Source organism: Flavobacterium sp. 245 (genome assembly GCF_004362055.1).
GTDB lineage: Bacteria > Bacteroidota > Bacteroidia > Flavobacteriales > Flavobacteriaceae > Flavobacterium.
In genome coordinates this window covers 504730-524362 of the sequence record NZ_SNXB01000002.1, presented here as the reverse complement: position 1 = coordinate 524362, position 19633 = coordinate 504730, and the positions used below count along the sequence as shown (strand labels likewise).

The following is a 19633-nucleotide window of genomic DNA, read 5'->3' as shown; positions in this document are numbered from 1 at the left end:
TTAAATGGCTTTTAAGTTTTTAGCGGCAATTCTGATTAAAACAAAAAGCAGAATAACCCACAGAAGAATAGAAATAACAGAAATGATTTCGGTTTTTAAAACGTCCAAAACCCCTTTTGGTTCATAATGAAATTCTTTAACATCGGACCAGTGTTCTTTGCCGATGGTAAGCGGTTTATCGTTTGGTCCGGGTTTTTTATTGCTGATGTATTTAACCTGTAATGCGTTCATTTTCTGCGCCATTGCGTAACGGTACTTCTCAGCCTGTTTCTGGAAATCGGTGTACGAATCATAATCAGTATTAGATAATCCCATCGATAGATTTTTCATTGCGATGTATGGATTTAGGAAAGAAACGGCTTTAGAAAAACTGTTTTGCCTGTCGTAAATTTTCAGCAATTCTTCTAAATGTTTGTTGTAAATATTCGAGCTGATTTTTTCGCCTTCTGTCATAATAAATCCGGAATAATTAAAAGGAAGTTTTTGTACCGAATCGACTTTGTAAACTCTTAATAAAGAGTCTTTTATTGCTTTATAATGAACATCATTTGGGTTGTGGCTGTCACCTTGTTTTAGAATATCCTTTTCGATATCGCTGTTAAACTCGATTTTAGAAGGCGCTTCATACAAATAAGCTCCAATGGCCTGTGTTGTTCTTGGCAAAATGATGGTAAAAATCAGCCAGATACCAATTAACGAAACCAGTGCTTTTTTTGCCGTTTTGCTTGACGCCGAAATCAAAACAGCAACCACACAAAAGAACATGAGATAAATAAAATGAAACCCAATAAACAACAGCATTTTGATTGTTTGATCTGCCGAAATGGAGAAGTTTTGAAGCAGTAACCAAATCAAAACCAAAACAATAATGGTTGGAACAAAAAGCAGCATAACCACGCTCGCAATTCCTAGAACTTTACCAAACAAAAGCTGTTTCCAGCTGATTCCCTGGCTTAAAAGGATTTTTAAAGTTCCGTTTTCTCTTTCGTAAGCAACAGAATTAAATCCAACGAAAAAGATCAGTAAAGGCAGTAAAACCTGCAAAACCATCGCAATACTAATTTCGCCAAATCGAAGCATGCTGTTGGAGAATCCGGCTTCAGAGAAGTTGGCTGTGTTTTGTTTGTGCGCTTCAAGGAAAATGGCATTTCCAAAAAACGGTTCCATTCCAAATTCAAAAACACTTAAAGGCGTACTTTTCCTAAAAGCAAAATTCCCGTAATGCGCCATTCTATGTGGGTTTTTATCTGGATTTTTCAACCAGTCCTCACGAGATTTATGCTGGTATTTTTCGCTGGTTTCGTTTTGGTTTTTATAATTATCCCAACCCGAAAATGAAGCAAATAAAATCAAGGCACCAATAAAAAGTGTAATAATGTAAATCGCCGAATTTTTAAAAACCGAATTTTTAAAATGCGTGGCAATAAGGAGTTCTGTATGTAATAATTTCATATAAATTAAAATTTGTAAGTTACGGTAAGGCTTACATTTCTTGGACTTCCCGGAAATAAACGCAGATAATTCTGTGCGCCCAGCCAATACGTTTTGTTTAATAAATTACCAGCATTTACAGCAATTTGCACGTTGCTTTTGGTTGGTTTGTAGAACAAAGCAGCATCAAAAATGGTAAAATCAGGAAGTGTAAAATCTCGAGTAAACCAAGGCACTTTACTGCTTTGGTATTGCATTCCAAAACCAATTCCTAAATCTTGCAAAGCAGAATCAGAAGCAAAATTGTAGCGCGTCCATAAGTTGGCGCTGTTTTTTGGCGTGTTTTGCTTTCTGGCACCAATCAAAGCCGGATTATTATCCTTGATAATTTCGGCATCAATGTAACTGTACGACGCATTAATTTGCCAGTCTGGTGTAATATAACCTGCTACATCGCACTCAAAACCACGACTTCGTTCTGCACCTCTTGTAACCAGTAAATCCGGATTTGCAGGATCATTAGCATTCATTAAAATATTACGCTGATTGATTTCATAAATCGCCGCATTAAAACTCATAGAGTTGTTTAAAAAAGTAGTTTTGATTCCCACTTCTTTTAAATCACTTTCCAGCGGATCAAACAAACTTCCGGCTGGTAAAGTTCCTGTTTGTGGCATTAAAGTAACCGTATTCGATTGTGGCTGATAACCTTCGAGATACGTCGCGTACACATTAATGGCACTATTTACCGCATACGTAATTCCAACTCTTGGCAATAAAGCTGTTTTTTTGACTTTCAGTTCGTTATTGGTTTCGTAATTCGTAATATCTTCAAACCATTCGTTTCGCAACCCTAATAAGAAAGTAAATTTTTCCCATTGAATCTGATCCTGAATATAAATCGCATTTGTAGTCGTTAATGCTGATGGCAGTGCCGTTCTCACATTCAGTGTATAATCTTCTGTGCTAGTAAGTTTGTAGCTTGGATTATTCAAATTAAAATAATCAACATTCGGTTTAGGCATTACAACGCCGTCAACAGTAATAGTTTGGTAGTTTGAGGCATTCGCCAAGACAAAACTGCTCGCAACCGTTCCGTCTTTTAATACATAACCTCGCGCGGCGTTTTGTCCGCCGCCTTTATTCTTATTCCAACTGCTTAAATCGTAACCCGTCAATAATTTATGTTTAAGTTTTCCAGTTTTGACATCGAAATTAAAATAGGCACTCAAATTGTCGATATCCCAGTTTTGCTGACGCTGTACAAACTGCATCATCGCCAGACTTGTAACGGGTTTATTGTTCATATCGACCGCAAAGGCGTTTGTAGTACGGTGTTCCTGAAGATCTTCAGTCCAGGTTTGTTTCATGTATGAAGCATTAAAACCAATTTTAGAATTGAATTTATGTGCAAAATTTGTCATCAAAATCATTTCTTTCGACTTGAAAAAATCACTCGGAGCGCCAAGATTTAAACTTATCGGTGTTTTATTCAGACTTGTTTTTCCGGCAACGGCACCAAAAATAGGCTGTCCGCGATCTAGAATTCCCGTCATATTGCTTAAAATTAACTCGGTGTTAATGGCGGTTTTTTCATTTGGGATATAACTGAAAGAAGGCGAAATCAAAAACGATTTATTATTCACTAAATCTCGAAATGATTTTGCCTGCTGATATGCCCCGTTTACACGGTACAAAAGTGTTTTGGATTCATTTAAAGGACCTGTAAAATCAAGCGTTCCGCGCAAAGTGCTGAAACTTCCAACACTTAAACTAATCTCTTTTCGGTCAATTGCTAATGGTTTTTTAGTAACCAAATTAATGCTTCCACCTGGATCTACAGAAGAAAATGTCGCACTCGATGGACCTTTGATAACTTCAACGCGTTCAATATTACTCGTTAAAGGCTGCAGAAAATAATATTGACGCGTTCGCATTCCGTTAATAATTTGGCCTTCCTCATTCTGACTGATTCCGCGAATTGTGTATTGATTATAATAACTTGCCGGAATTACGCCACTTGCCATTTTTACGGCATCAGCAAGATAAAATGCGGCTTTATCGGCAATTAATTCCTTTGTTATTGTCGAAATAGATTGCGGAATATCTTTGTTTAAGGCGGCAATTTTTGTAGCCGCAAATGAATATTCGCTGTTGTATTTTTTGGTTGACCGGCCTACGATTTCAACAGTTTGCAACTCATTTTTTATCATTTTGATTGAATCCTGTGCAATGCTGTCTGTATTTTTTTTGTTAACTATTTGAGAGTGTATTGTATGTGTGGCAATTATTAGAAATATAAAAGAAAATAAATTTTTCATGTTTTATAGAGAATGGAAATGCTATTTCCTTTAAACGGTTTGTAAATACAAATTTTCAAGTTCGTCAGCCGAAATTTTAGACGCTTCAATTACCGTAACAAGATTTCCTTGTTTCATAATTCCTATGCGGGAAGCTACTTCGCGAGCTCTGAAAATGTCATGGGTAGCCATTAAAATTGCGGTTCCATCAGCCGAAAGTTCTTTTAAAATCTGCGAAAACTCATTAGAAGCTTTTGGATCTAAACCGCTTGTAGGTTCATCTAATAAAAGCACTTTTGCTTTTTTAGCAATAGCAATTGCGATCCCAACTTTTTGACGCATTCCTTTAGAATAACCTCCTAAATTATTATCATGAGCATTGGCTTGTAATCCAGCTTTGTTTAAAAAATAGGTTAATTCTCCTTTTGAATATTTGAAACCTGCTAATGACGAGAAAAATTTGAGGTTCTCTAAACCAGTTAAATTCGGATATAACATTACTGTTTCTGGAATGTAAGCGACATGTTTTTTGGTTTCCTGCGTATTTTCAATTACTGATATATTATTAATTTCTAATTCTCCAGATGTGGGTTCAACAAAGCCAAGAAACAAATTGATTGTAGTAGTTTTTCCGGCTCCATTTTGGCCTAAAAGAGCAAAGATTTCGCCTTCATTTATCGTTAAGTTTAAGGCATTTAAAGCGGTATAATCTCCGTACTTTTTAGTCAGATTTTTTGCTGTAAGCATAGTTTTGTTTATTTGAAAGGTTTGATTTTAAAAAATAGAAATATTAAAATCAGGCTTTTACGTATATGTAAAAGCATAATTTTTAATTTAAAAAAAAGAGATTTACTACAAAGAATAGAAAAGTGGATTTGATTTGTATTTTGAAAAACAAATCAAAAAAGCATAAAATAGTATGCTTTTATCTATTTCAATGAAAAAGATAAAATGCATTTTTTTAGTTTAAGATAAGATGTAGTAAATTAAAGAAGTGCCGGCGGTGCACGAAGCGCAAAAAGACTTCCTTTAAAAAATGTAGAAACTGTCTTTGAATAAAAGAAATGATAAGAAGTTTGAACACTGATCTTATGGAATGAAATTGGCTGAAAAGAATTTGGGATAAAACTGCTGAAAGCAAAATGACATACATGGCACGTGTTCTCAACAGAGTGGCTGTGTGTTATTTGATTTTCCCCTGATTTGTATTTATGAACACAATGTTTTTCAGAAAATTGCTTAACAACGTGCTCGTACGAGTGAACGGTCTGGAACAGCATTGCGAACAATACTGCAAAAGACATCAAGAAATTTAAAACGATAATTTTCTTTTTCATTCAGTGGTATTTCAGCGCAATTCTTAAATCACTCAAAATGAAATTAATAAACGCAACAGTGTTGCAAATATACTTATCTTATTTTGAAAAGCCCTAAAAGTGGACTGTTTTTATTGAAAAAGTCAAAAATCTAAAGATTGCTATACAATAATTGCAGTGTATGAAAGTCTGATGATCCGTCGAAATATTTGTGAAGTGCTTCCTGAAATACAGGTTCGCTGTTCTGAATACTGGCAAATAATGTCAGGCATGACTGGAGTTTTTCGTCATCTGGATTTCCAAATATTTCTTCTGCCGTTTTTTCTTCGTTTTTAATTAATTCTGATGTGATTTCAATGAGGTGTTTCCCAAGAATTGGATGTTCTAAAAACGCAATTGCTTCATCGGCATTCTTGATTTCATAGAATTTTGAAGTATCGCAGGAACCCGATCCTTTTATTTGTGGAAATACAAACCACATCCATGGAGATTCTTTTTTACCTTTTTTAATTTCAGCCAATGCTGAGAGGTATAGTTTATTTTGTGCGTCTAAAAAACGCATCAATTCATTGTTATTGTAGGCCATTATGTACTGATTTTGATTTGGGGAATCAGGTTATAAATCTACTCAAAATATGTTTAGTTGTATGCGCAGAAGTCGTTTTTTTCCAGCTATTTTGTTATAATTTTTACAAACCAAAATTTTATAGGAGAACTGTAAAAATTTGGCTTCAAAATAAGAAATGGCATTCTTGAGAAGAATTGCAAATTTTTTTAGTCTAAAGGATGCATTAGCAAAGTTATTCCTGTTAAACCCTGATTTTATTGTTATATATCAAAGTTTTTGCTAGTTATCCTGTTATATTTTTTCTAATTTTAAATAATAAGGTTCTTTTTAAGAAATTTTTGAAGCAATTTCTTTGGTTGCAATTCATCTTAAAAAGGTATTTTCTTTTAAACGGGTTTCGTACTCAAAAAAACTAAAATTTATGAAAATAGGATTAATCGGATTCGGAAAAACTGGAAAATCAGTAGCGTCAATCTTGCTGGAAAATAAAAAATTCTCACTCGAATGGGTTTTAAGACAAAGTAAAGTTTTAGAACACAGATCGGTTCCAGAATTTTTAGGAATCGAATCAGAAGAGCCTGGATTAATTTATTCAAGTGAAACTACAACAGTCGACGAATTATTAGAAAAGCATCCGGTTGATGTGATTATTGATTTTTCTTCAAATGAAGGAATTTATTCCTACGGTGAATCTGCAGCCGAAAAGAAAGTAAAAATCATCTCAGCTATCTCACATTATGATGAAAATGAATTAAAATTACTTAAAAAATTATCCAATAAAACGACTGTTTTTTGGTCACCAAATATCACATTGGGAGTGAATTATTTACTATTTGCGGCAAAGTTTTTAAAGAAAATTGCCCCTTGGGTTGATATTGAAGTGAATGAAGAACACTTTAAAAAGAAACAAGGAACGTCTGGCACTGCATTAAAAATTGCCGAAGCACTGGATGTTGAAAAGGAAAATATAAACTCGGTAAGGGCAGGAGGAATCGTTGGAAAACACGAGGTTATCTTTGGATTTCCATATCAAACGGTTCGTCTGATTCACGAATCTATTTCGAGAGAAGCTTTTGGAAACGGGGTCGTTTTTGTTGCCGAAAATCTAAAAGACAAACAAAAAGGATTATATAATTTTGAAGATATTTTATCGCCATATTTTCAATAATGGTGCTAAGCTTCTGAGGGACTAACTTGCTAAGGTTTTTTGAGAATAATTACGCAAAGTTTTTTGAATCTTAGAGTCTCAGTACCTTAGTTCCTCAGAATCTTAGAAAAGAACCTCATTTTCTTAAAATCAGAGCTTTAGTATATTCAGCATTCATTTTTGCGATTGAAAGGACCGAGATACCCTGCGGACATTCGATTTCGCAGGCTCTTGTATCTGAACAGTTTCCAAAACCTTCCGCATCCATTTGGTTCACCATCGTTAGAACTCTTTTTGAAGCTTCTATTTTTCCTTGCGGAAGCAAAGCTAAATGAGTTATTTTGGCGCCAACAAACAAAGCGGCACTGGCATTTTTGCAGGTCGCCACGCAGGCACCACAACCAATGCAGGCGGCAGCGTCAAAAGAGGCTTCGGCAGTTTCATAAGAAATCGGAATACTATTGGCTTCTGGCGCTTGACCCGTTGCGGCGCCAATAAATCCGCCAGCAGTGATAATTTTGTCAAAAGCATTTCGGTTAATCTTTAAATCTCTTAAAACAGGAAAAGCTTTTGCGCGAAATGGTTCAATATAAATGGTTTCGCCATCTTTAAAACTTCGCATATGAAGCTGGCAGGTTGTAGTGTTTTTTAAGGGTCCGTGTGCTCTTCCGTTTATCATAACACCACATTGTCCGCAAATTCCTTCGCGGCAGTCATGGTCAAATTCGATGACACGTTCTTTCTTGTGAATCAGGGATTCGTTCAAAAGATCCAGCATTTCGAGGAAAGACATATGCTCTGAAACATTGTCTATTTCATAATCTATCATTTCTCCTTTAGAAGAAGTATCAAACTGACGCCATATTTTCAGAAATAGTTTCATAGCTAATTATTAATTATAAATGGTTAATTATGAATTGCTTGTAAGTTGTGAAATTGAGTTTTATGAATTGTTAATTAATAATTTACAATCAACAATTATTTATAGCTGCGTACCGCAAGTTCAACAGATTCAAATACTAGTGGTTCTTTATGAAGTTCTGGTGGTTGTTCTTTTCCTTTCCATTCCCAAGCTGAGACATAACAGAAATCGGCATCATTGCGAACGGCTTCGCCATCTGCAGTTTGGTATTCTTCCCTAAAATGCGCACCGCAGGATTCTTCGCGCTGTAAGGCATCATGGCACATTAATTCGGCTAATTCAATGTAATCAGCAATTCTTCCTGCTTTTTCTAATTCGCTGTTGAGTTTGTCGTCGCCGGTAATTAGTAAATCTTTTTCAAAAGAAGCTTTCAGAATTTTAATTTCTTCAATTGCTTCCTCGAGTTTTTCTTTACTTCTTGAAAGGCCACATTTTTCATAGAGTAAACGTCCAATTTTTTTATGAAAATAATCGGTTGAAAGTGTTCCTTTACTGCTTAAAAACCGATTTAATTGTGATTGTATGGTCTTTTCGGCTTCTTCAAAAGCGGGATGAGAAGTAGTAATTTTTGGAGCATTTAATTCGCCTGACAAATAATTAGGTATTGTATAAGGCGCTATAAAATAACCGTCTACACAAGCCTGAAGCAAAGAATTTGCCCCAAGACGATTAGCGCCATGATCAGCAAAATTAGCTTCTCCCAATGCAAATAAACCCGGAATAGTGGTCATCAATTCATAATCAACCCAAAGTCCGCCCATAGTAAAGTGTGCAGAAGGCGAAATGAGCATTGGTTCTTTATAAGCATTGATTCCTGTAATCTTCTCGTACATAGCAAAAAGATTGCTGTATTTGGCTTCGATTTTATCTTTTCCTTGCGCTTTTATTGCATCAGAGAAATCTAAATAAATAGCATTTTTCATTGGACCAACGCCATGTCCGGCATCGATTCTTTCTTTTGCGGCGCGTGACGAAATATCTCTTGGAGCAAGATTTCCGAAAGAAGGATATTTACGTTCCGGATAATAATCACGTTCGTTTTCTGGAATTATATTGGCATCTCGATCGTCGTTTGCTGTTTTAGGAACCCAGATTCGGCCATCATTTCGCAATGATTCAGACATTAAAGTTAATTTTGACTGATTTTCACCATGTTGTGGCAAAGAAGTAGGATGAAACTGAATCCAGCTAACTCCTGCCATATAGGCGCCTTTTTTGTGTGCTCTCCAAATCGCCGAACTGTTACAGCCCATTGCGAGTGTAGAGAGATAATATACTTTTCCGTAGCCTCCAGACGCTAAAACAACTGCATCTGCATTGTGGCGTTCTAATGCACCAGTTTCAAGATTTCGGGCAATAATTCCTTTTGCTTTTCCGTCAATAACTACTAATTCAAGCATTTCATGACGTGTATGTAAATCTACTTTGCCTAATGAAACTTGTCGCAATAAACCTTGATAAGCACCAAGTAAAAGCTGTTGCCCAGTTTGTCCGCGAGCGTAGAAAGTCCGCGAAACCTGAACACCGCCAAAAGATCTGTTATTTAAATATCCAGCATATTCTCTTGCAAAAGGAACGCCTTGTGCAACCGCATGATCTATTAAGGCTGCAGAACATTCGGCTAAACGATAAACATTGGCCTCTCGAGATCTAAAATCTCCCCCCTTTATGGTGTCATAAAACATTCGGAAAGTGCTGTCGCCGTCATTTTTGTAGTTTTTAGCGGCATTAACACCGCCTTGTGCCGCGACTGAATGCGCTCGTCGGGCCGAATCCTGAAAACAAAACGATTTTATATTATAGCCTTGTTCTGCCAGAGAAGCAGCGCATGAAGCACCAGCAAGCCCAGTTCCTACAACAATAACAGTAAGTTTTTTTCGGTTCGCCGGATTTACCAGTTTGGCTTTGGCTTTATAAGTGTTCCATTTTTCGGCAAGCGGTCCTTCGGGTATTTTTGATTCCATCATTTTTAACGGTTTAAAATGAATTGGTGCAAAATTTTAAAAAGTGGCATTACTTTTTATGAAACCCTAATTTAATATAAAATATTGAAAATGAAGTGTTTTTGCGGATATTTAGTTTGGATTCTTTGGATGTTTTTTCAGAAATTACTTTCCAATAATTTCTTTACGATGTAAAGTTCCCCAGTCCTTTAATGCCATAATAACATTTGAGAGCGTTTGACTGTGTTCTGTTCTTGCATATTCTACTGTTGGCGGAAAAGTATCGTAAACTGTTCTTGTTACCAATTTATTTATTTCAAGATCTTTCAGTTCTTTAGAAAGCATTTTATCAGTGATTCCGTTAATGTCTTTTGAAATTTCTTTAAAACGTTTTGGCCTGTCAGATAAAGCGATTAAAATAGGCAGTTTCCATCTGCCACTTAATACTTCTAATGCATCTCTTACAGGAAGTAAGGCGCCCATGCATTCTTGTGGGTTGCAATCTTTTTCGTTTATTTTCTGAATTTCTGTAGCCGTTTCCATATGTTTTACTTTACTATACTTGATGATAGCGCTATCCTCTAGGATAGTACTATAAAATGTATAGCAAATGTAAATAAGTTTGCATTGTAAACAAATAATACTAAAAATTATGAGCCAGAAAATTCTAAAAATAATAACGAGTACTAATGGAGAAACTTCATTCAGTAATCAGTTATCAAATGCAGTTATCGAAAAATTGATTTTATTATATCCTGAAAGTGAAGTGCGTACGCTTGATCTTTCTAAAACCCCGCTTCCATATTTGACAAATTCACATATCAGCGCTGTTTATACGCCTGCTGAAACTCATACAGAAGAACAGACCGTAGCGATTAAATATTCAGATGAAGCGATTGAGAAGTTACTTGATTCAGATATTCTTGTAATTGGGGTTCCTTTATATAATTTTGGAATTCCAGCTGTTTTAAAAGGATGGATTGACCAAATTGCCAGAGCAGGAAAGACTTTTAGTTATGGTGCCGAAGGCCCAAAAGGATTAGTAACGGATAAAAAAGTGTATTTATCAATAGCATCAGGCGCCGTTTTTTCTGAAGGACCAATGAAAAGCTATGATTTCTCCGAATCGTATTTGCGAACTATATTTGGTTTTTTAGGAATGACAGATGTTACTACTTTCCGAGTTGAAGGAACTGCAATCCCTGATTTTGCTGCAAATGCATTGCCGAAGGCTTTATCTTCTGTAGAAGAATTTGCTTTTTAAGTTTAAAAAATAAAATCCCAGTTATACTGGGATTTTTACTTTTGTAATTTATTTGAATATCGATTATCCAGATGCTTATTTTTATCAAAACGATTATTCGAGATTTCCTCTAAAATTTCTTTAAAGGTTGTTTTCATTTTAGAAACCATCGGTTTGGCATCATGAACTAATGAGTAGACAATTAATTTTTTATCTACAGCCAAATAATTTCCATCTTCCAAATTATAAAAGGCGTAAAAAGTTCTCCCGTTAAAGTCAATATCAAATAATTCATTGTAATCTAGTTTTTCTTTAATAGCCTTTTCTAATTTATTATAAAAAAGGTCGACATCATTTGGAGGAAATTCAAAGTCAGCAATAGTAAAATTAATGTTATCAATAGTTGATAAATCAAATTCTTTAAGTTGATAGTTTGAATTTTTGATTTTTAAACCCGAAACTAAGTTATCCCAAATTAAAAGTTCAATATCTTCAAAATTATTATTGTGTTTTGAAAAAATTCTAAGTCCTGAGATTTTAAAATTTTTACCTCTTTTTTTATATTCATAATATTTCTCACCTCCATAAGACATGGTAACAAATTTAAAATCAGGATGTAATTCCCAATTGTCTAAGCCAAGCAAAGTACCACTTTTTGTCTGAATTTTTATTTCAGATAGGCTTTCGGGTAATTTATCAATTATAGCGTTAAAAAAGCTTCTCTGTTCTTTTATAATTATCGAGAACTTATATGGAGGAAAAATTGTTCCTAGTGTTTTCTGTAATATGTTCATTTATTTCTCAATAATCATTGTAACGCCTTGTCCGCCCGCAGCGCAAATCGAAACAAAACCTTTTCCAGAACCTTTTTCATGTAAAAGTTTTGCCATTACACCAATGATTCGGCCTCCAGTTGCAGCAAAAGGATGCGCCGCCGCAAGACTGCTTCCTTTTACATTCAGTTTTTCTCTGTCAATCGCACCAAGGGGTTTTTTCAATCCTATTTCGGCACTCAGTTCTGGGCTTTCCCAAATTTTTAAAGTAGCCAAAACTTGTGCAGCAAAAGCTTCGTGAATTTCATAATAATCAAAATCCTGAAGATTTAATCCTGCTTTTTCCAGCATTCGTGATGCGGCAAATAAAGGAGCCAACAAAAGATTTTGTTGTTTTTTGACGTATTCTATTGCAGCAATTTCAGCAAATGTGATATAAGCTAAAATTGGCAAGCCTTGTTCTTTTGCCCATTCTTCGCTTGCTAAAAGAATACAAGACGCTCCATCAGTAAGCGGTGTTGAATTTCCAGCTGTCAGAGTTCCGTTTGTTTTGTCAAATGCGGGATTTAATTTGGCTAATTTTTCAATCGAGCTGTCTTTTCTTAGGTTATTGTCTTTTTCTAGTCCGTTAAAAGGTGTAATCATATCATCAAAAAAGCCTTCCTCATAAGCTTTTGCCATATTCAAATGACTTTTAAGTGCTAATTGATCTTGGTCTTCTCTCGATATTTTATAATATTTTGCAGTAATTTCAGTATGTCCGCCCATCGAAAGTCCGGTTTGCGATTCTTCATTTCGAGGAACTAATGGTGTTAAATCTGCCGGACGAAGTTTTAGAAATGTCTTGATTTTTCCGCTCAATGATTTTTCTTTTCGTGCTTCAAGCAAAACTTTTCGGAGTTTTTCACTTACCGCAATAGGCATATCACTGATTGAATCAACACCGCCCGCGATTCCAGAATCAATCTGGCCAAGGGCAATTTTATTGGCTATATAAACAGCACTTTCAATTCCGGTGTCACACGCTTGCTGTAAATCGCAGGCAGGAGTTGCAGGATCAAGCGACGTTTTCATCACACATTCTCTGATCAAGTTGCTGTCGTACGTATGTTTGATTACCGCACCGCCGGCTAATTCGCCCAATAATTTTCCGTTTAAATTGTATTTGTCTATAAGTCCGTTTAAGGTTGCGGTCATCATTTCCTGATTTCCAACATTTGAATATGCTGTATTTGCTCGTGCAAAAGGAATTCGGTTATAGCCAACAATGGCAACTTTTCTAATCGTTGTGGTATTGTTCATCTTAAAACTAGATTTGTTTGAAGATTAAAGATAAGCAGAAAATTTGGTAATGAGATAATGTGGTAATTAGACAATTAGATAATTAGATAATGTGCTACTTAGATAATTATAAGCATCGTGAATTATCTCATTATCTAATTGGCACATTATCTAATTTTATTTAGTAAAATTTTAATCTTATTTAGAATTAGAGATTTTTTTTGAAGCCTGTTTCATTTTGTAAAACAGGCTTTTTTATTGCCTTCCAGCAAGTTAAAAATGTAGTTTTGATATTTGCTATTATTTTTATTTAGAATGGTTAAAAATAATTTGGAAAAACAAGTTTTAGAAAGTACTTTTGCGAACGAAATTTAAAACCAGACAAAATGAATAGCTTAACCATTAAAAAAATCTGTTTTTTTGTGCTTTTCGTAACATCATTAACTATGATGGCGCAAAACCAAAATACAGGCAGGGTAACAGGAAAAATATCTTTAAGCGGAAATGCTCCAGCAGAAGGTATATCAGTTGCTCTTAAAGGAACAAAATATAGCGCTGTAACCAACGAAAGTGGGCAGTATGAAATTAGAAATGTAAAACCAGGCTCGTACACGATCAGTATTCATTCAGTTGGTATTCATGGTCAAGAAGCTGCAATTGTTGTTACCGCAAAACAAGTCACAACAAAAAACTTCGTACTTTCTGAAAGTCAGGAAGATCTTGACGAAGTCGTTATTACAAAAAATAAATACAAACAAGACAAACCTTCGTTGTCTTTGCGTCTTCAGACTCCGGTATTGGAGATTCCGCAAAACGTGCAGATTGTAAGCGGTCAGACTTTAAAAGATCAGCAAATTACAAGTATGAGCGACGGGGTAATTCGTAACGTGAGTGGGGCTGTACGTTTAGAGCACTGGGGCGATTTGTACACAAACATTACTATGCGAGGTTCTCAAATTCAGGCTTTCCGTAACGGATTTAACGTGGTTTCTTCTTTCTGGGGACCATTAACTGAAGATATGAGTTTTGTAGATCATATTGAATTTGTAAAAGGACCGGCTGGATTTATGCTTTCTAGCGGTGATCCAAGCGGACTTTATAATGTTGTTACTAAAAAACCAACTGGAATTACAAAAGGTGAAGTTTCTGTACTTGGCGGAAGTTTTGATTTTTACAGAGTAAGTCTTGATCTTGACGGAAAATTAGATAAAAAAGGAAAACTGCTTTACAGATTTAACGGCGCAGCGCAAAAGAAAGGTTCTCACCGCCCATTTGAGCACAACGACCGTTATGTAATTGCTCCGGTAATTTCATATCAAGTTGATGATAAAACAAAAATTACAGCTGAATATAATTTTCAGTACGCAAATATGACAGAAGTTGGTTCTTATTATGTTTTTGGACCTGCATCTGACGGATATGCAACATTGCCTCGTAGTTTTACCATGACGCAGCCAGGGTTGCCAGATACCAATATTCAGGATCACAGCGGTTATTTGATGTTCGAACATAAATTTGATGACAACTGGAAACTTACAGCTCAGACTTCTTATTTTAAATACATTCAGCAAGGATATAGTTCTTGGCCTGGCGTAGTTGGTCCTGGTGATGTTGATAGAGATTTTAATGGAATTTCTGAAGGAACACTGGCAAAAGGAGAAATCATCAGAAACGTTGGTATTTGGGATGCAGAAAGTAATATGTATCTGGGGCAAATATTTGTAAACGGAAAATTCAATACAGGATCTGTAAGTCATAAAATATTAGGAGGAGTAGATTTGGGAAGTAAAGATTATATGGCAGATTGGGGACAATCTCATGATCTTGATACAGTTGATAATCCTTTCAACGTTTACAATCCAAATTATGGAACTCCATCTAACGGATTTCCAGCTTTTGACCACGAAACACCTCTTAGCCAAAGAGCTGGCGGAATTTATACTTCTGAATATGCAGCTGGATATGTTCAGGATGAACTTGGTTTCTTTCAAAATAAATTAAGATTAACTCTTGCTGCAAGATATACATGGATTAGTCAGTCTAGCTATGGAGACACACAGGAAGATAGTCATATTACTCCTCGTATTGGAGTTAGCTATTCTGTAAACGAAAGCACTGCAGTGTACGGATTATATGATCAGGCTTTTACTCCACAGTCAGGAGTTGTTAGAGATGGCCAGATTAAACCACTTACAGGAAATAATGTTGAATTTGGTGTTAAAAAAGACTGGTTTGACGGTTCTTGGAATACAAGTTTATCTGTTTATAATATCTTGAAAAAGAATGAGCTTACTGCTGACCCTCGAAATACACCAAACGAACAATATAAAATTGTCCTTGGAGAAAAAAGAGCTCAAGGAGTCGAATTTGACGTTAGAGGAAAACTATTTGATGGTTTAAATCTTATTGCAAATTATGCTTTTACAGAATCTATAGTGAATAAGGTTGATCCGTTAGTTTCTGCTGCAACAGGAATTGAAAAAGGAGATATTGTTCCAGGGTACGCTAAACACACAGCAAATGCATGGTTAAATTATACAGTTCAAAGTGGTAAAATTAAAGGATTTGGAGCTTCTATCGGAGGAACTTTCCTTGACGGTCGCCAAACAGATACTTGGAGCGAAGGGCTTCAAAAGTTGCCTTCTTATTTTAAATTAGATGGAGGTTTATCTTATGAAACGGGTAAAGTGAAAGTAACAGCTAATGTATTTAATATCTTGAACAAATACCTTTACAGCGGTTCCTACTATGAGTGGCTAGATGCTTACTATTGGCAAGCAGAAGCACCAACAAACTTTAGAGTTGGGGTAACTTATAAATTTTAATTATACGCCTTTAAAAAGAATTGTTAGTGAAAAAGAAAGCATCCGTTAATTTTTAGCGGATGCTTTTTTTTGTTTCAAGTTTTCTTTGTTTCAAGTTTCAGTTTCTGTACGTAACGCTAAATATGAAATAGCTCACATGTCACCCTGAGCGAAGTCGAAGGGTAGTACGTTAAAGGCTTCGACTTCGCTCAGTCTGACAAAGTGAATCTAGCTTGAAACTTGAAACTTGAAACCTGAAACTTGAAACTTTTATTTGTTATCCTTTTTTGATTAATGGAATTAATTTTCCGCCAATTAACTCTATTGCGTTCATTAATTGTTGATGTGTAAGTCCGGCGTTGTCCATTTGGAAAGTAAATCTTGAAATACCGCCAAGCGCTTCACTGTGACGCAAAATTTTCTCGGCTGCGCGTTCAGGACTTCCAACAATTAAAACACCGAGATCATCGATTAGTCCGTCAAATTTTCCTTTGGTAACTGGAGGCCAGCCTCGTTCGTAGCCTAATTTTGTCCACAATTCGGCGTATCCGGGATAATATTCTTCGATTGCTTTTTCAGTAGTTGTTCCAACAAAACCTGGCGAATGTATTCCTACTTTCAATTCTTCGGGTTTATAACCTGCAGCTTTTCCGGCTTCGCGATATAGATCAATTAGAGGACGAAAACGATGTGTTTGACCGCCAATAATCGCCACCATCAAGGGCAAACCTAACGATCCGGCTCTGATAAAAGATTCTGGAGTTCCGCCAACGCCCAGCCAAACAGGAAGTTTTTCCTGTAATGCTCTCGGATAAACGGGAAGATTATTGATAGCGGGACGAAATTTCCCTGACCAAGTAACAAATTCATTATCTCTTATTTGTAAAAAAAGGTCTAATTTTTCCTTGAAAAGCGCATCATAATCATTTAAATCAAATCCGAAAAGGGGATAAGCTTCAATTGAAGAACCACGTCCAACAACAATTTCGGCTCTTCCTTTTGAAATTAAATCGAGTGTTGCAAAACTTTGATAAACCCTCACAGGATCTGCAGCACTTAAAACCGAAACAGCGCTCGATAAACGTATGTTTTTTGTTCTCGCAGCCGCTGCACTTAATATCACGATTGTCGCCGAATCTAAAAATTCTTTTTTATGATGTTCTCCAATTCCAAAAACATCCAAACCAGCCTGATCTGCAAGTTCAATTCTTTGGAGCAGTTGCTCCATTGCATCAACACTGCTCAAAGTGTTGTTGTCTCCGTACATTGCCGAAGCAAAACTGTCAATTCCTATTTCCATATTTTTTTTAGGCTTTAGGCTTTAAGCAATAGGCTTTAGGCTTTTTTAGAGAACCTACAACTTAATGCTTATTGCAATTATTTTATGCTTTAGGCAATATGCTTTAAGCTTTTGAAAAGCCTAAAGCTTATTGCTTATAGCAAACGATTAATGTGAAAATCCAAATGAAATGCTGGTAATAATGATCAAAATAACAATCAGCGTAATCACTACATAAAGATAATCTTTCTCCAGAAGGAAAGAAAATAATGAAAGTAAAACCCTGAAAACCGGCGTAAGAAACAATAATATAATGCCGAAGAAAATTAAAAATTCGCCATTTCCTTGGATTACGCCATGATAAACATCGGCAATTACTTCAAATATATTTCGGTCATTTTCCTTGAAAACAGAATAATCTTCAATGTCATTTCCGTGATGCATCAAGTAAACAATACCACCTATAAAAGCAACCGAAAGCGAAATCCAAACTCCGTATCGCAATAAATTTCCAACAATAGCCTGAAAATCTTTTTCTCCAAATTTTTCGTGCTGCATACTTTTAGATTTTTCCATTAAGTCCGTTATAAATCATATTAATTGCTAAAACAAAAATCAAGCAAGCAAAAAATATTCTAAGTTTTTTAGGGTTTGTTCGCACTAATACTTTGGCACCGGCCATTGCACCAAATAAAACGCCAATCACAACTGGCATACAAATTCCGGGTTCAATATATCCTTTTTGAATATAAATTACCGAACTCGCCATTGCTGTAACGCCCATCATAAAATTACTAGTTGTAGTTGAAACTTTAAACGGAATTCGCATGATATTATCCATCGCAATTACTTTAAAAGCACCAGAACCAATGCCGAGTAAACCAGACATCATTCCGGCAAGTCCCATCATACTAAAGCCACCAATTACATTTTTAGTGCCGTAACTGATCACTTCGCCATCATGTGTTGGGTAAGTTCCGTCTAATCTTAATTTTTTTGCCAATGGACTAGATTCTAAAACAATATGTTCTTCTTTTTTTCGAAGAGAATTTATTGCCGAAAAAATCAAGGTAAGTCCGAATAAAACGGCAATAAAAGAAGTAGGAGCGATAGCCGAAAGCAATGCACCACCTACGGCACCGATTGTTGTGGCAATTTCAAGAAAAATTCCCAATCGCATATTAGTGATCCCTTCTTTTACATACGCTGCCGCAGAACCTGATGAAGTAGCAATTACCGAAACCAAAGCGGCTCCAATTGCGTAATGAATATCAACGCCTAAAATGACAGTTAAAAGCGGAATAATAATGATACCGCCTCCTAATCCTGATAATGAACCAATAAAACCTGCTAAAAAAGCACCAAGAATCATAATCAGCGTAAACGTAAGTACTGTCATTCGAATAAATTTTGTTTTGGCTAATTTACGAATTGATATTTGGCGAAGGAATTTTTAGGAGCTTAAAAAATCCTTAAAAATCCGAAAACGATTTTTTATTGAGACGGTAAAAGTAACTTTTGATGAAATTAAAAAGCCACAACTATTACAAATTGTGGCTTTTATAAAGTGTTATTTTTTATAGTACAGTGAACCGTTTTTTATAGCTTGTTTTCCCAGTTCCCCTTTTTCAAATAATTTTTCCAGAAGCACGATGGTTTCAGCATAAGGCACATTGAGAATAACAGAAAATTCTTTTGGAGTCAATGTCGGATAAACTTTAAATAGAGATAAAGGATTTGTATTCGAAATAGTTTTCTTTTTTGCATCAGGAAACACGGCGAGCAAAGCGCTTTCGTATTCAGAATAAGGTTTTGAACCGTAAACGGCAAAACGGTTATTATTTTGATCAGCAAAAAATAGCGTTGGAAAACCTCTTACGCCAAGTTTTTTTCCATAATCCAAATCTTCCTGAAAAAGTTCCTCAGCCTCGTCATAATCTGTTTTCATTTTTTGAATGTCTAGATTGACTATTTTTGCCGCTTCTTCAATGTTTTTGCATTTTGCAATATTTTTCTTTTCGAGATATAATTTCTCACGTAATACACGCATAAATTGAACTGCTTTTTCTTTGCTTTGGATTTGAGCCGCTTTCATTGCAATACAAGAAGGATAGGAAGAATCCAACGGATCTTCAAGCCATACATTTCCATCAATTGGCATTTCATAAAGCAAACTTGCCTCATCCCAATGATGTGCCACATCCAACGGTTTGCTGATACCGCCGCTGTTATAACTCCAATCGGGTAATAAACCGCCCATTTTATAATCAATTTCAAAATAGTCACCATATTCAAGTTTAAGCTTTCTGAGCTGTGGTTCAATTCCCCAGCACGAAGAGCAAATAGGATCAGTGTAATAAATTATTTTTACAGGTTTGTTTTCTGTTCTAATGATGGTGTTTTCGACTGCTTTTTCGTTAAAAGGCATTTCACATGCTCCGGTAGCAGGATCACAAAGCAGTGGATTTATATTGTTTTCTTTCATTTTGAATGGGTTTGTGATTGACAGAACTTGCTGTAGACTAGGATTAATAATAATGATCCTATTTTCATAAAAACTGAAGGGAAATAGAGGCTGGGCGTTTAATATTTTATATTTTTATATCAAAGTTCGTAGATGTTTAAC

At 35.6% G+C, this 19633-nt stretch carries 17 protein-coding genes; 3 read left to right on the top strand and 14 right to left on the bottom strand.

Going from position 1 to position 19633, the window contains the following annotated elements; translation table 11 throughout:
- From EV145_RS05545 to EV145_RS05525, 5 genes are all read right to left on the bottom strand, one after another.
- Complete coding sequence (locus EV145_RS05545) at positions 1-1452, bottom strand: ABC transporter permease (protein ID WP_133524223.1); 1452 nt, start codon at positions 1450-1452, stop codon at positions 1-3.
- A 5-nt stretch (positions 1453-1457) separates the two neighbouring features.
- Positions 1458-3752 (bottom strand): TonB-dependent siderophore receptor, encoded by a 2295-nt coding sequence (locus tag EV145_RS05540; RefSeq protein ID WP_133524222.1) that lies wholly within the window; start codon positions 3750-3752, stop codon positions 1458-1460.
- Between the two features lie 30 nt (positions 3753-3782).
- Positions 3783-4478, bottom strand: a complete 696-nt coding sequence (locus tag EV145_RS05535) for an ABC transporter ATP-binding protein (protein ID WP_133524221.1) — start codon at positions 4476-4478, stop codon at positions 3783-3785.
- Between the two features lie 239 nt (positions 4479-4717).
- Entirely contained in the window at positions 4718-5068 is a 351-nt protein-coding gene (locus EV145_RS05530; RefSeq protein WP_166638413.1) for a hypothetical protein, read from the bottom strand.
- 130 nt (positions 5069-5198) lie between these two features.
- Positions 5199-5633, bottom strand: coding sequence for a DUF1810 domain-containing protein (locus EV145_RS05525; protein WP_133524220.1), 435 nt, complete (start codon positions 5631-5633; stop codon positions 5199-5201).
- Positions 5634-6036: 403 nt separating this feature from the next.
- Here EV145_RS05525 and EV145_RS05520 point away from each other — a divergent pair, with 403 nt between their 5' ends.
- Complete coding sequence (locus EV145_RS05520; RefSeq protein ID WP_133524219.1) at positions 6037-6783, top strand: 4-hydroxy-tetrahydrodipicolinate reductase; 747 nt, start codon at positions 6037-6039, stop codon at positions 6781-6783.
- A gap of 115 nt (positions 6784-6898) precedes the next feature.
- Here the strand turns inward: EV145_RS05520 and EV145_RS05515 are convergent, their stop codons facing one another.
- From EV145_RS05515 to EV145_RS05505, 3 genes are all read right to left on the bottom strand, one after another.
- Positions 6899-7645, bottom strand: a complete 747-nt coding sequence (locus tag EV145_RS05515) for a succinate dehydrogenase/fumarate reductase iron-sulfur subunit (protein ID WP_133524218.1) — start codon at positions 7643-7645, stop codon at positions 6899-6901.
- A 95-nt stretch (positions 7646-7740) separates the two neighbouring features.
- The gene (locus tag EV145_RS05510) at positions 7741-9651 is read right to left on the bottom strand and encodes a fumarate reductase/succinate dehydrogenase flavoprotein subunit (protein ID WP_133524217.1); all 1911 of its coding nucleotides are present in this window, start codon (positions 9649-9651) and stop codon (positions 7741-7743) included.
- A gap of 141 nt (positions 9652-9792) precedes the next feature.
- Complete coding sequence (locus EV145_RS05505) at positions 9793-10170, bottom strand: winged helix-turn-helix transcriptional regulator (RefSeq protein ID WP_133524216.1); 378 nt, start codon at positions 10168-10170, stop codon at positions 9793-9795.
- A gap of 109 nt (positions 10171-10279) precedes the next feature.
- Between EV145_RS05505 and EV145_RS05500 the strand changes: the two genes are divergently transcribed.
- Complete coding sequence (locus EV145_RS05500; protein ID WP_133524215.1) at positions 10280-10891, top strand: FMN-dependent NADH-azoreductase; 612 nt, start codon at positions 10280-10282, stop codon at positions 10889-10891.
- A gap of 35 nt (positions 10892-10926) precedes the next feature.
- On the opposite strand, the gene EV145_RS05495 is transcribed toward EV145_RS05500, so the two are convergent.
- The gene (locus EV145_RS05495) at positions 10927-11664 is read right to left on the bottom strand and encodes a hypothetical protein (protein WP_133524214.1); all 738 of its coding nucleotides are present in this window, start codon (positions 11662-11664) and stop codon (positions 10927-10929) included.
- Positions 11665-12945, bottom strand: coding sequence for an acetyl-CoA C-acetyltransferase (locus tag EV145_RS05490; protein WP_133524213.1), 1281 nt, complete (start codon positions 12943-12945; stop codon positions 11665-11667). It abuts the gene before it with no gap.
- A 365-nt stretch (positions 12946-13310) separates the two neighbouring features.
- Here EV145_RS05490 and EV145_RS05485 point away from each other — a divergent pair, with 365 nt between their 5' ends.
- Positions 13311-15749, top strand: coding sequence for a TonB-dependent receptor (locus EV145_RS05485; RefSeq protein ID WP_133524212.1), 2439 nt, complete (start codon positions 13311-13313; stop codon positions 15747-15749).
- Between the two features lie 256 nt (positions 15750-16005).
- Here EV145_RS05485 and EV145_RS05480 read toward each other — a convergent pair whose 3' ends face one another.
- From EV145_RS05480 to EV145_RS05465, 4 genes are all read right to left on the bottom strand, one after another.
- On the bottom strand, positions 16006-17028 hold the full coding sequence (locus EV145_RS05480; RefSeq protein WP_133524211.1) for an LLM class flavin-dependent oxidoreductase: 1023 nt from the start codon (positions 17026-17028) through the stop codon (positions 16006-16008).
- A 147-nt stretch (positions 17029-17175) separates the two neighbouring features.
- On the bottom strand, positions 17176-17583 hold the full coding sequence (locus tag EV145_RS05475) for a DUF1634 domain-containing protein (protein ID WP_133524210.1): 408 nt from the start codon (positions 17581-17583) through the stop codon (positions 17176-17178).
- The gene (locus tag EV145_RS05470; RefSeq protein WP_133524209.1) at positions 17570-18406 is read right to left on the bottom strand and encodes a sulfite exporter TauE/SafE family protein; all 837 of its coding nucleotides are present in this window, start codon (positions 18404-18406) and stop codon (positions 17570-17572) included. The genes EV145_RS05475 and EV145_RS05470 overlap by 14 nt, the downstream gene beginning before the upstream one ends.
- A gap of 171 nt (positions 18407-18577) precedes the next feature.
- The gene (locus EV145_RS05465; protein ID WP_133524208.1) at positions 18578-19492 is read right to left on the bottom strand and encodes a DsbA family protein; all 915 of its coding nucleotides are present in this window, start codon (positions 19490-19492) and stop codon (positions 18578-18580) included.
- Between the last annotated feature and the right edge of the window lie 141 nt (positions 19493-19633).